Annotated in this window: 8 protein-coding genes and 1 other RNA gene; 2 read left to right on the top strand and 7 right to left on the bottom strand. The window is 63.3% G+C overall.

The genetic code is table 11. From position 1 onward, the window contains the following. Window positions 1–15: 15 nt before the first annotated feature. Window positions 16–2,595, bottom strand: coding sequence for a DNA polymerase III subunit gamma/tau (dnaX, locus tag EYW45_RS20880; RefSeq protein ID WP_161137385.1), 2,580 nt, complete (start codon window positions 2,593–2,595; stop codon window positions 16–18). Between the two features lie 92 nt (window positions 2,596–2,687). Continuing rightward, window positions 2,688–2,785: signal recognition particle sRNA small type (ffs, locus tag EYW45_RS20875), an RNA gene on the bottom strand. A 228-nt stretch (window positions 2,786–3,013) separates the two neighbouring features. On the opposite strand from ffs, the gene EYW45_RS20870 reads away from it, so the two are divergent. Continuing rightward, the gene (locus EYW45_RS20870; protein ID WP_161137384.1) at window positions 3,014–4,177 is read left to right on the top strand and encodes a hypothetical protein; all 1,164 of its coding nucleotides are present in this window, start codon (window positions 3,014–3,016) and stop codon (window positions 4,175–4,177) included. A 58-nt stretch (window positions 4,178–4,235) separates the two neighbouring features. Here EYW45_RS20870 and EYW45_RS20865 read toward each other — a convergent pair whose 3' ends face one another. The 3 genes from EYW45_RS20865 to EYW45_RS20855 form a co-directional block, all read right to left on the bottom strand. Next, window positions 4,236–7,661, bottom strand: a complete 3,426-nt coding sequence (locus EYW45_RS20865; protein ID WP_328703668.1) for a UvrD-helicase domain-containing protein — start codon at window positions 7,659–7,661, stop codon at window positions 4,236–4,238. Beyond that, window positions 7,658–10,363 carry a PD-(D/E)XK nuclease family protein gene (locus EYW45_RS20860; protein ID WP_161137383.1) on the bottom strand — a complete coding sequence of 902 codons (2,706 nt, stop codon included), beginning with the start codon at window positions 10,361–10,363 and terminating at the stop codon, window positions 7,658–7,660. The genes EYW45_RS20865 and EYW45_RS20860 overlap by 4 nt, the downstream gene beginning before the upstream one ends. Before the next feature lie 68 nt (window positions 10,364–10,431). Next, the gene (locus tag EYW45_RS20855) at window positions 10,432–11,214 is read right to left on the bottom strand and encodes an NAD(P)H-dependent oxidoreductase (protein ID WP_202444846.1); all 783 of its coding nucleotides are present in this window, start codon (window positions 11,212–11,214) and stop codon (window positions 10,432–10,434) included. Between the two features lie 85 nt (window positions 11,215–11,299). On the opposite strand from EYW45_RS20855, the gene EYW45_RS20850 reads away from it, so the two are divergent. Further along, window positions 11,300–12,289 (top strand): LysR family transcriptional regulator, encoded by a 990-nt coding sequence (locus tag EYW45_RS20850; protein WP_161137382.1) that lies wholly within the window; start codon window positions 11,300–11,302, stop codon window positions 12,287–12,289. On the opposite strand, the gene EYW45_RS20845 is transcribed toward EYW45_RS20850, so the two are convergent. Together EYW45_RS20845 and EYW45_RS20840 are read right to left on the bottom strand one after the other, a co-directional pair. Next, window positions 12,286–13,827: a c-type cytochrome gene (locus EYW45_RS20845; protein WP_407924945.1), complete on the bottom strand. Its 1,542-nt coding sequence runs from the start codon at window positions 13,825–13,827 to the stop codon at window positions 12,286–12,288. The genes EYW45_RS20850 and EYW45_RS20845 overlap by 4 nt on opposite strands. Before the next feature lie 11 nt (window positions 13,828–13,838). Further along, window positions 13,839–15,614, bottom strand: a complete 1,776-nt coding sequence (locus tag EYW45_RS20840) for a GMC family oxidoreductase (RefSeq protein WP_161137381.1) — start codon at window positions 15,612–15,614, stop codon at window positions 13,839–13,841. Between the last annotated feature and the right edge of the window lie 2 nt (window positions 15,615–15,616).

The following is a 15,616-nucleotide window of genomic DNA, read 5'->3' as shown; positions in this document are numbered from 1 at the left end:
TGACGGGACGCGTACTCAGGCAGCCCGAGCAGCGTCCACGTAACGTATGGAATCGGCGACGACACGACCACCGAAATCCGCAACCAGGGCACAAACGAAAGGATCGTTGGCCACCGCCTGTTCGGCTTCGACTTGTTGCGCCGCGCGCACCGACTTCTCGACCGCGTGAGCCGTCTCGTCGCCTGTGGCACCGAGAATCACGTCCAACAGCACCGCCTGACCGAAATGTTCGCACAATACGGTCTGCAAGCGCACGCGGCTGGCGCTGTCGGCCAAGGTTTTGACAGCGATCCGCAAAGTGACGGTATTGCCCGTGACGCCCGACCACTCGCTTTGGCGCGCCACTTCGGCCGCCAAGCCTGTTACCGGCAATACCGCTGCCAACGCGGGCCAATTGGCCGAGGTCATGTCGGTCAGGCGAGGGGCAGCTCCCTTGCGGGCGCGACGCACGGGCGGCGCAATCGGACGACCGGCCATCGGCGGCGAGGCCGGCGTCGCGGCGCCGCGAACCGGCTCGGACATGGCGGAGGCATCGGCCAACGTTTCGAAATCGTCGTCATCGTCGGCGCTCGACATGAAGGCGTTGTCGTCCTGCCCGAAACGCATATCGAGATCGTCGTCGCTGCCCGACCGGCCCGGCGGTGCCGTGTAGCCATCCTCGTCATCGGGAATGGCTTCATCGACCCACGACGGCGGGCCATCGTCCGTGACCGGCACGGCCGTCGGCGGCGCAGGCGTGGCGACCACTTCGGCCACACTCGGGATCGCCACGGGCTCGGGCGGTGCGACATCTGCCGGTGCTGGCGCAGATACCGGGGTCGACTCAAGTTCGGATGAAGATGCCGGTGCCGGTGCCGGTTTGGTTGCTGGCGCCGCCTCGGCAGGCGCGACCATCGGTTCTGCTTTTGCAGCGATAGCATCGGGCGTTGGCACCGGGCCATCGTCCAGGGGTCGGGCCGCAGCAGCGGCCGCAGCCGCTTTGGCTGCAGCCACGGCTTGCGCGGCGGGATCGATACCCACGGCCGACGCGGTCGGCACGCCCGCCAGGGGCTCCGGATCACGTAACGTGGCATCGATCGGTTCGGGTGGCGGCTCGGCGGGCGCAGGTTCGGTAGCGGCAACGGAGACTTCACCCACGGGCACGCCGGGATCCATCCTGGAGCCGCCCACATCCCAAGGCGGCGGCTGCACCGGCTCGGCTTGAGACTGCGGCGCAGCGGCAACGGGCTTCGGCGTCGCGGCATTGGGTGCCGCGGCTGGCGCGGGTGCGGCGACAGCGACGGTAGGTGCAACCGGCGCGACCGATGTCGATTGAGGCGGCGACGAGTCGGCCGATGCCGGCATCGCCACTGAAGGTTCAGCAGCAATCGGCGCAGCCGAAGCGGCATTGACGGGCGCCGCGACCGACGCGGGTGCCGAAACGGCCGCAGGCACATCGGCGCCTGACGCGCTCGGTGTGCCAACTGGCTTGCGTCCGGCGGGCGGCGGCGTGGGCATCGGGCCATCTTCGCCCTCGCCTGCCAGCGCGAGCATGCGCAGGCACGCCATCACGAAGCCGGCATATTCATCCGGCGCCAGTGCAAGTTCGCTGCGGCTGTGCACGGCTACGGAATAGAACAACTGCAGCCGATCGGGGTGCAGCAACGTTGCCAGGCGCACGATATCGCCTGCCACCGGGTCTTCGTCGGACGTGACGCCCGGCACCCGCTGCTCGATCGCGACCCGCGAGAGCAGCACGGCCAGATCGGCCAACGCGCCGCTGTAGGACAGCCCGCGCGTGGACAACTCATTGGCAATGTCCAGCACAGCGGACGCTTCCTGGCTGGCCAAGGCTTCGAGCAAGCGCACGAGATGGCGCTGATCGATCGTACCCAGCATGCCGCGCACGGCGTCGTCGGTGAGATTGCCGGCGCTATAGGCGATGGCTTGATCGGTGAGCGACAGCGCATCGCGCATCGACCCGCCGGCCGCCTGCGCGATCAGGCGCAGCGCGGGCGTTTCGGCGGCGATTTCTTCCTGACCCAACACTTCCTGCAAATGGCCGACGATGGATTCGGGCGGCATTTGTTTCAGGTTGAACTGCAGGCAGCGCGACAGCACCGTGACCGGAATCTTCTGCGGATCGGTGGTGGCGAGAATGAATTTGACGTGTGGTGGCGGCTCTTCGAGCGTCTTGAGCATCGCGTTGAACGCATGCCCGGTGAGCATGTGCACTTCGTCGATCATGTAGACCTTGTAGCGGCCGGCGCTGGGGGCATACACCGCCTGCTCCAGCAGCTGGGTCATCTCGTCCACGCCCCGATTGGAGGCGGCATCGAGCTCGAGGTAGTCGACAAAGCGGCCCGCGTCGATCTCAGTACACGCCCGGCAGACGCCACAGGGGGTGGGCGTAATACCGGTTTCGCAATTGAGCGACTTGGCCAGGATACGGGACAACGTCGTCTTGCCGACGCCCCGCGTGCCCGTGAACAACCATGCATGGTGCAGCCGCTGCGTGGTGAGCGCGTGCGTCAGTGCGCGGACCACGTGGTCCTGTCCAATGAGGGTATCGAAGGATCGCGGCCGGTATTTGCGGGCCAGTACGAGATAAGTCATGGCGTGATTGTAGAGCCAATGACGTGCCGCTTGCAGCGCGGCGATTTGAAAAGCGGATGGATGCTTCGCGACCTGGAAAATCGGACAACGAAGGTGGCGAGCCTTACTCCGGCACTGACCCTAAGCGACTATGGCTGCTTCGTTCCCGACCTGACCAGTTTCACCGCCGGACCATGCGAAGGGGCCCGCCGGGGTGAATTCTAACAGAGCGGCGCGAGGGCTGCTTTCACCACTCCTTCCGGCATCAATACAGGCATAGCAGCGAACGCATTGGAGGTAATGTCTGACCAATTGACATTGCAAAAGTGCATCTCGGAGGGAATCTCGGGTATGGAACCAATATCTAACATGCAGCTATGAAAAGGAGACTCAAGTATTTCTGTTCCATCTCCCTCCAGTGACAACTAAAGAAATATCGATGCTTTTTGACCACTTCATCCGCACCGACGGAACGCCAAAAAAAAATCGCGAGAATGACTTCGACTTCCTGAATCGCTCAGCTCGAGTCGAAATGGAGAAAACTCGAAAATTCCTCGCGCAACTTTTGGACAGCTATCCTTCAACCGAGCAAGACGAACTGGTATCTCGAGTCCAATCTGGAGACGACACCCTTTTTCAGTCGGCCATTTTCGAACTTCTTCTTTACTCGATACTGCGGAGAAGTGGATATCAGCTCACTGCACATCCTGTACTAGAAAACGGATCAAACGCGAGACCTGACTTCCTTGTAAAGGCGGCGGATGGCAGCAGCTTCTATTTGGAAGCTGTCCTAGCGTCAGAACAAATCGGTACCGTCGACAAGTCCGCCGAAGCAATTATTGGAGCAACACTGGACACGCTTTCGCAAAGCAGCCATCCCAACTTTGTGATTGGCGTGGAATCGAACGGCAAGCCAAAAACACAACCAAAGGCCGCCCGCTTAAGAAAGCAGATTCTTTCTTGGCTGGACTCTCTTGATGCAGACGAAGTCCTGCTTAATGCCAATGCGCATGGACTGATGCATGCTCCGACGTTTCGTTGGACGCACGAAGACTGGCACGTCACCTTCCGTGCACTACCTGTGTCAAAACATCTGCGCGGAAAGTCGAGCGTGCTAATCGGCGTGCTCGACCAAGGTGGCGGCGTAGTCAACCGCCACGGCCCGATTAAAAAAGCGGTGAAATACAAAGGCAACAAGTATGGAAAGCTAGATCTTCCGCTCTTAGTTGCAGTGAATGTCTCTAGTTTTCGACTTGATCGAATCGACGAGATGCAAGCGCTATACGGCGAGGAAAAATTCCAGTTTTCTTCAGGTGACAACTCAGAACAGCACGGATTTACGCGAGCATCGAATGGGGTCTGGACGAGTGAAAGTGGCCCTACATTTACGCGAATCAGCGGCGTTTGGTTGTTCGACGACTTAAGCCCATACACGATTGGACGCCGCAGCCAAACGATCTACTTCAATCCATGGGCGTTGCATAGACTACCTGACGACCTAAAGAGATTTCCTCACGCAATTCCGAGCGATGGGAAAGTAAGCTGGATCGAAGGGGAAAATCTCGGCGATATTCTGGGGCTTCCGAAAGACTGGCCGATCTAGTCTAGACTTCTACCCGATATTTATGGAGTCGATTGGATTCTGCACCAAGCCAAAAAAATTACACGTCGATCCACGCCCCTGCCCGCGGAAAATACAGCGCGGCTCGCGCCGGGCGGCCATCCAGCGCGGTCACTTGCGCGCAGTACCGCGCCAGTTGATCGCCGTGTCGGGCCCTCATCCTGTCGGCAAACGCCGCTTCGCTTTCGCCGGGATGCTGACGGCCGGTTTTGTAATCCACGATCAGCCATCCTGCTTCCGTACTCAGCGCCAGATCGATCACCGAGACCTTACCGGCGGCATCGATCAGCGGCCACTCCCGGCGGGCACCGGCTTGCGAGAGCAGCCAGCGGCCACGTTCGTGACTCACCGTGGCGAGCAGGGTTTCCAAGACCGCTTGTGCGGACGCCTCGGCGTGCGCGGCCGGTACACCGGCACGCGTCAGCTGGCGTTCGAGTTGATTGCCATAGCTTGCGAGCGTAGCGGCGGGCCAGCGGTCCATGCCGTCTTGTCCGATGCGGGCAAGCCAGGCGTGGGCCAGCGTGCCGATGGCGGCATCGAACGTGGATTCGGTGCGCCAGGCGGAGCGATCGCCGCCCGCGTAACGCAAGGGCGCGCGCTGCTCGCGCCAGCGATTGCGGGTGTCGTCCTGCGTGGCCAGCATAGCAACAGCGGCATCATCGATGCGCGAAAGAGGTTGCCCGGGCGGGGCCACCAGATCGACCACCTCGCCGGCTTGCGGGGCGTCGCCATTGGCGGGCGGCGCTTCGCACTGCAGGCTGGGCCAAAGCCGCGCGAGCAAACTGCTGGCCGCCGGCGCTTTGGGCGCACCGCTGGCATTGTCCAGCGATACGTGTGCGATCAGATGAAGACGTTGTTTCGCTCGGGTCGCCGCCACGTAAAGCAAGCGATCGGTTTCGTACTCGGCGCGTTGCTTCTCGCGCATGGCCAGATAGCGTGAGATGGGATCGGCTTCCTGATCGGCGCGCGCCTTGATGGGGCCGAAGAGCACCCTGCCCCCGCTTTGTTCGATACGCACGAGCGGCGACTGATCCGAGCGCGGCGCGCGGTGCAGGCCGTACAGCACCACGGTATCGAACTGCAAACCTTTGGATTTGTGCATGGTCATGATGTCGACCACGTCGGACTCGGCGGGATCGGGATTGGCGTACAGCCGCTGAACAGCCGCGTCGAGCCGCTCGGCATCCAGTCCGCCATGCGGTGCCAGCCGCTCGATGAGCATCAACAGGCTCTCGACGTCGTGCTCGGCGGCGCCACCCCCATACAGCGCGGCCCCGCCCAAACGTTGCCACGTACGCTGCAATGCGGCGGCCATCGGTAACGCGCCCGAGGCGTTGTCGTCATCGAGCAGGATATGCGCCACGCGATTCAGACGGGCGAACTCCGGTGCGGTGAGCACCCGTTGAGCGGGACTGTCGAGACCATCGCCTTTCAAGGCCGCCGCGATCAATGCCGGGATCGGGGTGTTGTGATCCTCGCCAAACAACGCCTCCAGACTATTGAGCGTGAGCCCGCACCACGGCGCGCGCAGCACCGACAGCCACGCCATGCGGTCGCCCGGATGCGCTTGCGCCCGCATCAGCTGGATCAAATCGGCCACAGCGGGACGCGCGTTCAATTGCACCAGATCGACGGCGCGGCTGCGAATGCCCCGCGCGGTCAGGGCACGCGCCAATCCGCCCAGATGGCCGCGCGCGCGCACCAGGATCGCAATACGATGATCGCTCCCGTACTGCGCACGCGTACGGTCGATGATGTCGATCACATGCGCTTGCGCCTGACGCTCGGTGAGCACGGCATCTTCGCCGCTCCACGCAGCGGCAAACGACACGGCATCGCCTTCGAGCGCCGCATGAAACGGCGTCGACTTGGCATAGGCAATGGCGCCACTGGGCGCGTCGTCACGCGCCGGCATGATGCCGTGGAAATTGCGGTTGACCCAATCGACGATACCGGCCTGCGAACGGAAGTTGTCGGTGAGCTGCAGAAACTTCGGTTCCAACAAGCCCAGCCCTTTATCGCGCACTTTCAGAAAGAGACCGACTTCCGCTTTACGAAAGCGATAGATGGACTGCATCGGATCGCCCACCAGAAATAATGTGCGGCCGTCGTGTTCCTGCCAGCCCGAAGTGAGCGTGGCGAGCAGGTCGATCTGCGTTTGACTGGTATCTTGAAATTCGTCGATCAGCAAATGGCGGATGGTCGCATCGAGTTTGAGCAGCAGTTCGCCCGGCTCATCCGCGCTGCCCAATGCCATGGCTGCGCGTTGGGCGATCTCGATAAAGTCGACCTCGCCCGTTTCGGCGAAGCGCATACGCAGTTGGGCCACGGCGATGCGCAGCGCCATCATCTGAGCCGAGAGCACTTCCCACTGCGCATCCGAAAGAAACGGCGGCGGCACATGCCGCACGCCGGCCAATAGCGGCACCCAGCGTGACGCGTGCGGACTGCCCGCAGCGTCTTCCAGCCATTGCGTAAAAGGCGTTTTGTGCGCGCTGCCGGCGGGAAAACCCAGGTTCTTGTTCACGCCTTTGGGGCTACGCAAGCCGCCTTGCGCGGTGAGCAGCAGATCGGCCACGGCCGTCCACATCGGCAATGCTGCGGCGTCGGCAGGAAGGTCATGTTCCCAATCGCGCAATGACGCCAATTTGTGGGCAGGGTCGCCCAGCGCATCGAGCGCTGCGGCAGCCATGCGGGCCGGGCCGCTCAACGACTGCGCCCACCCTGTCGGCATGGCGTCGTAGACGCGAGCGATGTCTTCTTCGACCGCCTCAGCCAAGGCCGCTTCGACGGCATCGCGATCTTCGGCATGGGCCAGGAGCGGTAGCCATTGGTCGCGTTGACCCAACATGCCGGCAATGGCATCGCGCGCGGCGGCGACGTCCACATCCAGGTGTGCGAGCAACGTGCGCACGGCCTCGAAGTCGTCGGCCAAGGCCAGCGTGGCATCGGCCGCAGCGGCAAAGTGCTCGCGCGCATCATCCACAATCGCGGGCATGCCGCCCAGCGCCGACAACCACGGCATGGCGCGAATGAGGCCGGCGCAGAACGAGTCGATGGTGCGTATCGAGAGCCGAGCCGGGTGATCCAGCAAACGCCAGCCTTGCTCGGCATCGTGTGCCAACGCGGCACGCGCCAGCAGCCAGCTGCGTCGTGCGTTGCCACTGTCGGGCTCGGGGCCGCTGTGCGCCTGCTGAAGCTTGTGCAGGACGCGCGCGTGCATCTCGGAAGCCGCCTTGCGCGTGAAGGTGATCGCCACGATTTCTTCAGGCCGCGTCACGGTAGGCAGCAACGCCAGAATGCGGTCGGTGAGCAGCTCGGTCTTGCCGGACCCGGCCGGTGCTTGCACGAGAAACGACCCGGAAGGATCGAGTGCCGCCAGACGCGCGGCATGATCCTGCGGCAACCGCTCTGCGGGCGGTTGCGAGGCGCCGTCGCCTTCAAGGGGGTAAAGGCTCTCGCTCACGCTACGTGCTCCTCGTGGTCGTCATCATCCAGGGCGAGGCGCAGAAACGGTAGCGCGTCGCAATACAGCAGGTCGTCGGGTCGCAAGACGATGTTGGGCGCATGCCCGGCCGCGTATTCATCGGCCAGCGCATGAATGGCGTCACGCCAACGCGCCAGAATAGCTGCCCAGGTCATGCCTGCGAACGCTTCCGTTTCGCCCGGCGTGGGCACGCCTTCAATCCCCAGGTCGGTATCGGCCAAGCCCTGCACCGCGATGCGGCGCGCGTGGATCTGCGCCAGGATCAAGCCCGCCACATCGTCGGCATTCACCGCTTCGCCATCAGCCAGCACTGCGGCGTAAAACGGTAATTGCAGATTGACCGGCCGCGCGCGCGACCAATCGGACTGGGGACGCAGCGGCGCCATGCCGGTTTTGTAATCGACGATCAGGCTGCGTCCATCGGCCAATCGATCGCGGCGATCGAGCCGTACCGAGAGCGACAACAGCCCGCGGCGCCACTCGATCAATTGCTCGACCTCACCGATCGTAAACGGCTCACGCTGCGCCTCGACATCGAACCAAGCCGCCAATACGCGCGCACCACGTGCGCACTCGAGCTCGCGCAGCGCCGGCGGATAGGCCACAAGCTCGCTATCCGCAGCGGCTGCGACGGCCTGCTCGATCACGGCCGACAAGGTGTCGTCACCGATCGCCTCATGCAAGCGGTCCTGATCGAGCACCATGCTCCACACCACTTCAAGCGCCTTGTGCAGGAACTGCCCGCGCACATTGACGCTTGCCGCATCGCCGTACGGCAGCAAGGCCCGACCGCCCAAACGATGGCGCACGAACGCCCACTGCGGATTGCGGGCTTGCGCTTCCAGTACATCCAGACCGCCGCGCGTGGGTGTGTCGCGGGTGAGCGGCGGGCCTTGATCGTCCTGGATCGAGGCTAAGGCCATTGGTGCAACAACGGGCGCAACCCCGGCGTTCAAAACCGCTTGCAAGTCATCGGCGGCATCAGGCAAGCCCGCGATCAACGGCGACGGCCGCAACTCGCGCTCGCCCTCCACTGCCGGATAGCTGGCGATCACGGTAGGTGCACAGCGACATAGCGCGTTGAACATGCCTTCGGCCCACAAGCGCTCACGCTCAGGCGTGGCGCGCGGTGTGCCCGCCTGGCGCAAAACGGCCAGCGGCAAGAGCGGATTGGGCTTGGGCGAGGCCGGCAACACGTCATCGGTGAGCCCCAGTACCCACACGCCATCCCAGTGCCCACCTTCGGCTTCGAGCATGCCGAGCACGTCCAAGCGCGCCAGCGGATCGCGTTGCGGCTGAAACACCGTGGCCAACGTGAGTTGCTCCAGCAGCCCCACCGCATGCACGGCATCCAGATTGCCTGCGGCCGGAGACAACGCGGCATATTGATCCAGCACATCGCTGAACGCACCGACCACCTGAAAGGACACGGAGTCGGGCGAGGCCTCCCCCGGAAAACCGAGCGCGGTCAGGGCCTCGCGCAGGATCTTGCCCCAACGATCGGTGCCGGCCTTAGCCGGTGCGGCATTGAATACCACGATCGACGCGTCCCACGCGTCGGCCAATCGCGGCAGCCCGCCCAACGCGGCACGCCAGCGAGCCTGATCGATACGTGAAAGCGCGCGCCGCCGCCATTGGGCATCGCACGAGGCACGCGCCGCCATCTCCGGCCGCTCCCCGGCGCAGTGCCCGGCAAGCAGGGCCGCGCCCAGCGTGCCGGGCTCGGCATGGCCCGCCTGCAACATCGCAGCCCACGCCTTGAGCCACGCCAATGCCGCCCGCACGGCAGGCCACTCATTGAGCGGTCGCCCCACAGCCACGTTGAAACTGTGGCGCGGCGCACCGCTCTCGTCGGCAAGCGCTTGCGTGAGTACCCGACGCGCAAACGGCGCATCCGCATCGAGTTGCGTCGACACGATGGCGTACCGCCCTTCGGGCGCGGCGTCGAGCCAATATGCGGCCCATGCCGCCGCCGCTCGCCACTGGGCGCCATGATCGGCGGCGCAATAGCGTTGCGGATGCGCAGGCTGCGCGAGCGTGTCTTCAAACCGGAGCCACGCCGTGCCGCGCTTTTCCAGCGCAGCCAAGAGACACGCAAGACGCGGCGATATTTCGGAAAAACCCGCCAGCACCACGCGCTCGGGCAGCGCCAATGCGCCTTGCGATACCGCATCCAGCACTGCGGCATAACCCCGATTCGCGTCTTCCGCGTCCAGCGTGCGCAGCCGCGCGCGATAGGCTTCACGCCAGCGCTCGAAGCCACGATATTCATCCGTCTCGGCGCCGGACGGCACATGGATCGCCCATTCGTCCATCAGGATATCGGCGTCGATGGCGAGTTTGGCGGCTTGGCCCATATCGAGCAATACGCGATCGGCTTCGGCGACGCGAATCACATCGCGCCACAGCAACTGCGTGGCAAAACCGTCGAGGCGAAAGCGTGCCACCTGCCATTGCGGATCGAAACTGAGCTCCTGCGCCGCTTCCACCAGCCATGCCGACAACGGCAAAATGCGCGGCAATTCGCTCACCTGACGTTCGCGCCGCGCACGCTGGGCGAGATCCAGCGTGAGCCGGCGCGCCAGACGATTGTTGACCGTCAATACCCAGGTGGACGCGGCCGGCAGGCGTGCCAGATCGTCGAGGGTAACGGCGGGCGAGAAGTCGAGCGATTCCTGCATCTGGGCGGCCTTTTTCGAAGAGGGAAAAGGATACCCCTAGATGGCAGGGCGCGCTGGCCCGCGGGCGGTCAGTTTTGCGCCAGATGAATGTCAAACCCAGCACGATCGGGTGCCAGTCCGGCGCGCAACGTCAACGCGGGAATGGTGTAATCCCCGGCATTCTGTTTGCGAAACGGAATGGGCGCAGTGCTCATCAGGGTATCCAGACGCTTGCCCAACGCTTCGCTCACCCGCTCGAATCCGTCCTCGTCGATCTTGCCGGTGCGATAGATCACATGCGGCGGCAGCACATCGAAACCCGGGTAGAACAACACGCCGTGCTGAATCGGGAAAAGGAGGTCGTCGATCGGCCCGTTGATACCACGGGGTCCATAGTGCGAATCCCAGCCTCCGGTCGTGACGACCAGCATGGCGCGCTTGCCGGCCAGGGTGCCTTCGCCGTAGCGGTCGCCCCAATGGCTGTCGGAGTGTTCTCCAACGCCGTAAGCGAAGCCGCACGCATACACCCGTTCGATCCAGCCCTTGAGGATGGCCGGCATGGAAAACCACCACAGCGGAAACTGCATGATGACCACATCGGCCCAGCGCAGCTTGTCCTGCTCGTGCGCAATATCCGCGCTTTGGGTGCCGGCTTCAAACGCCGCTTTCGAGTCCTGCGATGCATCGAAGCGCGCGCCTGGCGCTGCGGCCGTGTTGTCGCCCGCATCCAGCACCGCATTCCATTTCATGGCATACAGGTCGGAAACCTGAACGGTGTGGCCTGCGCGCTGCAGGCGATGCGTGGCGAAATCCTTGAGCGAGCCATTCAGGGAGCGAGGCTCGGGGTGAGCATAGACAAGAAGAACGTTCATGAGGGCAACTCCATCGATAAGTGCACCCACGATAGGATTGCCAGCGCTATATTGGAAATGAATTTCTGAAATGACAGGTATGTCTATGGCCAATTCCAAGTCAAGCGCGTCGACTGGCGCCCGCGCGGCTGCCGCCCCGTCTGCCCCGGTATATGCCTCTAACACCCCTTCTCGTGCCGCAACCTTCTCACTGAGACAACTCGACCTCAATCTTCTCGTCACGCTCGACGCGTTGCTGATCGAGCACAACGTCACACGTGCGGCCGAGCGATTGCATCTGACGCAACCTACGGTGAGTCTGCAACTTGCAAGACTGCGGGATGTGTTTGGCGACCCGCTCTTGCTGCCCGGCCCTCGCGGCATGCGGCCAACGGCACGCGCGGACGAACTTCGCGAACCCCTGCAGCACGCCCTGACAGCACTCAACCAAGCGCTGGCGCCCTCGACGCCCTTCGATCCCGCGCTATCGCAACAGACCTGGCGCGCAGCCGCGTTCGACTACAGCGAGTTCACCGTGCTGTTGCCCGCGCTGGCGGGCTTGCGGACATCGGCACCCGGCACGCGGCTCGCCGTGCTTCAGACCACGCCCGCGCGGGTGGGGCGGATGGCGGAGCAGGGAGAGATCGATTTCGCTTTCCTGATTGGCGCCGAAGCACCGCCCGATCTGCACCGCTTGCCCCTGTTCAAAGAGCGCTACGTGCTCGCCGGACGTGTCGGACATCCACGCCTGCAGCGCCGCCCCACTCTGGCGCAGTTCTGCAAGCTCGATCATGTGATCGCGTCGCCGGACGGCGGCGGGTTTCATGGCGTGACGGACACGGCCCTGTCCGAGCGCGGCCTGACGCGCCGCGTGGCATTGTCGGTGCCGCACTTTCTCTTTCTCAGATCGGTGCTGGAGAGCACCGATCTTGTGGCGATGGTGCCCTCCCGGCTGGTGCGCGACAACCCGGCACTCCAGGTCGTCGAGCCGCCCATCGAGGTGCCCGGGTTCGAGATGCTGATGCTCTGGCATGAGCGGGTGCATCGCGATCCCGCGCACCGATGGCTGCGCGCGCACATCGCCGGTTCAGTCTAGCGTTGCGGAGGTGGCGCGCCGCCCACATCCTTGCGCACCTTGGCCACGTCCGAAGCCGATACTGCGGCCGCGTTATTGCCCCAGCTGTTGCGCACGAACGTCACGACATCGGCCACTTCCTTGTCCGTCAGGCGCCAGTCGAAACCGGGCATGGCGTACTCGGTCGGTGCGCTTGCCGTGCCCGGCATCTGTGCACCTTTGAGCACGATGTGGATCAGCGACGTGGGATCGGCGGTGTTCACCGTCGAGCTCAACGCCAACTGCGGAAACGTCTCGGCATAGCCCTGACCCGTCGAGCGGTGGCAAGCCGCACAGTTGTTCAGGAAGGCCATTGCGCCGTCGCTTTTATCCGAACCGACGCGCAGGGCTTGCGCGGTGGCAGGGTTTGCAGCCAACGGCGTCTTCGCCTTGTCATCGACCGGCGGCAAGCTCTTCAGATAAACGGCGATCGCGTTCAGATCGGCATCGGTGAGGTATTGCGTGCTGTCCTGCACCACCTGCGCCATGCCGCCAAATGCTGCCGCGTGGCTGTTGCGGCCGGACTTCAGGAACACGGCAATATCTTCCTTCGTCCAGGTTCCCAATCCGCCCACCATATCGCCGCGCAGGTTTTTGGCAAGCCAGTTGTCGATCACCGCACCCGACAGGAACGCCGTGCCGTCGGCATCGCTGACGGCTTTCTCCTGCAACGCAAAGCCACGAGGCGTATGGCAACTGCTGCAGTGGCCCAGCCCTTCGACCAGATACTTGCCCCGCAGCAAAGCATCCTGCTCCGAGGGTGCCGCACCTTGCGCGCCGGCGGCAGCCGTGCTCGTGCCGGAAGCGCCGGCCGGGGTGCCGGCCGTCGATGACGGCGCCATCGCATTCGTCGGTGCGGCATTGGGCGCGGCGGTCTTGCTTGCCGAGGCGCTCGCGGCTACGGGATCGGGCGCGAACATCCACCGCCAGATTCCCAACGGCCAACGCATCGATAACGGCCAGACGATGTCGGTATCCTTGTTGGCCTGGTTCACGGGCGTCACGCCATGCATGAAGTACGTGTACAGCGCGTTGATGTCATCCGGCGTGACGTTGGCATAGGCGGTGTAGGGCATTGCCGGATACAGCGAGTGCCCGTCACGCGCCTTGCCTTCGCGCAACGCGCGATCGAAGTCTTCGAGCGTGTAATGGCCGATACCCGTGTCTTTGTCCGGCGTGATGTTCGTCGAATAGATCGTGCCCAGCGGGGAGGCAATCCCCAGGCCACCGGCAAACGGTTTGCCACCCCCTGCCGTATGGCAGGCGATACAGTCCCCTGCGCGCGACAGGTATTCGCCCCGCTTGATCATCTGCGCGTCGACATTGCCTGCCGCCGCGCCGGCACCCGCACCGGCGCCAAGTTTGGCGTTGGTATCCGCGGCGGCCCGGTCGACATTGCCTTCGGTTTTGGATGTGGTGCCCAGGGCCGGGGTATCGGAGACGGCCTCAGCCGCCCATACGCCGCCCGCGGCGCCCAACGACATCGCGGAGAGTGCCGCAACAATGGCATGCTTGATCATTGTGCGTCTCCTTAAGCCTGAACCAGCGGACCGGGGTTCTTCAAGTACTGTTCGCAGATGGCTTGCGCCGACCAGTACGCCAATGCGCCCACGACGCCGGTCGGGTTGTAGCCCATGTTCTGCGGGAAAGCACAGGCCCCCATCACGAACACGTTGGGCACGTCCCAGCTTTGCAGGTATTTGTTGACGACGCTTTCCTTGGGATTGGTTCCCATGATTGCGCCGCCGGTGTTGTGCGTGCTTTGGTAGGGACGCGTGTCGTAATGCGAGCCCTTCTTGCGCACGCCAACGAAATACTTCTCAGGCTTCATGGCTTTCGCCACCTCTTCCATTCGCGTGCCCATGTAACCCAGCATGTTGTATTCGTTATCGTGCCAGTCGAACGTCATGCGCAAGAGCGGCTGACCGTAGTGATCCTTGTAGGTGGGATCGAGCGAAAGATAAGCGTCGCGATACGACATGACGGAACCGGAAATGCCGATCGTCATATAGCGCTGATACGCGTCCTGCACGCCCGCTTTCCATGCCGTTCCCCAACTCGGCGTGCCGGGAGGCGTGGCCGCCTGCTTGATGGGACGCCCGCCCGTGCGCACGTGACGAATACTCGCCCCGCCCAGAAAACCCAACGGGCCGTGATCGAACTGATCGCCGTTCAGGTCGTCCATACCCACGCCGCCGGCGCCGGTGCCTGCGAACGGATTGAGCTGCGTGCCTTTGGGCAGCAGCACATTCACGCCGCCGTTCATTTGATAAGCGTAGTTTTTGCCGACCGTGCCTTCGCCGGTTTTGGGATCGTAGGGCTGGCCGATGCCCGAGAGCAGCAGCAACCGCACGTTGTGCATCTGGTACGCCGACAGGATCACAAGATCCGCAGGCTGCTCGATCTCGCGACCCTGCGCGTCGATGTAGGTCACGCCGACGGCTTTCTTCCCGGTTGAGTCGAGATCGACCTTGATGACGTGAGCACGGGTACGCAACTCGAAATTCGGTTTCTTCAACAGTACCGGCAAGATGGTGGTTTGCGGCGACGCCTTCGAGTACATATAGCACCCGTAGTTTTCGCAGAACCCGCAGAAGTTGCACGGGCCCAGGCGAACGCCGTACGGATTGGTGTACGGCGCAGAGGCATTCGCCGCAGGCGCGGGGTAAGGATTGAATCCGACTTCGCGGGCTGCCTTATCGAACAGCTCCGCACCCAACGTGGTCGCCAAAGGCGGAAGGGGAAACTCTTTACTGCGCTTGCCCTCCAGCGGATTGCCGCCGGCGACGATCTGTCCGTTCAGATTTCCCGCCTTGCCGGACGTGCCGCAAACATACTCGAACTTGGAGAAGTATGGCTCCAGCTCATCGTAGGTGACACCGAAATCCTGGATCGTCATGCCCTCGGGAATGAAATCCTTGCCGTAGCGCGTTTCGTAACGGGTACGCAGCTCCAATTCTTCAGGCAACGCGCGGTAATGCATGCCGTTCCAATGGAACCCGGCCCCGCCCACGCCATCGCCCAACAGGAACGAACCGTTCTGACGGTAAGGCACCGCCACATCGTCGACCTTATGGCGGATCGTGACGGTTTCCTTCGACAGATCCTGGAAGAGTTTGCCGCGCACAGAATACGCCAGCTCATCCAACACCTTGGGATACTCGGCGTCCTTGGGCGTATCTTTCATCTCGCCGCGTTCCAGCGCGAGCACGTGCAAACCCGCATCGGTCAATTCCTGGCCAAGAATGGCACCGGTCCAGCCGAAACCGACGAGCACGGCATCGACTTTGTCTTTTTTGATTGCCATCG

The organism is Schauerella aestuarii (genome assembly GCF_009866805.1).
Taxonomy (GTDB): Bacteria; Pseudomonadota; Gammaproteobacteria; order Burkholderiales; family Burkholderiaceae_B; genus Schauerella; species Schauerella aestuarii.
The sequence above is the reverse complement of the archived record's forward strand: the minus strand, read 5'-3'. Positions and strand labels throughout refer to the sequence as shown.

Excerpts from the sequence above, each read along its gene's own strand:
- dnaX (WP_161137385.1), bottom strand. The coding sequence starts at position 2,595 with ATGACTTATCTCGTACTGGCCCGCAAATACCGGCCGCGATCCTTCGAT.
- EYW45_RS20870 (WP_161137384.1), top strand. The coding sequence starts at position 3,014 with ATGCTTTTTGACCACTTCATCCGCACCGACGGAACGCCAAAAAAAAAT.
- EYW45_RS20860 (WP_161137383.1), bottom strand. The coding sequence starts at position 10,363 with ATGCAGGAATCGCTCGACTTCTCGCCCGCCGTTACCCTCGACGATCTG.
- EYW45_RS20855 (WP_202444846.1), bottom strand. The coding sequence starts at position 11,214 with ATGAACGTTCTTCTTGTCTATGCTCACCCCGAGCCTCGCTCCCTGAAT.
- EYW45_RS20850 (WP_161137382.1), top strand. The coding sequence starts at position 11,300 with ATGGCCAATTCCAAGTCAAGCGCGTCGACTGGCGCCCGCGCGGCTGCC.
- EYW45_RS20845 (WP_407924945.1), bottom strand. The coding sequence starts at position 13,827 with ATGATCAAGCATGCCATTGTTGCGGCACTCTCCGCGATGTCGTTGGGC.
- EYW45_RS20840 (WP_161137381.1), bottom strand. The coding sequence starts at position 15,614 with ATGGCAATCAAAAAAGACAAAGTCGATGCCGTGCTCGTCGGTTTCGGC.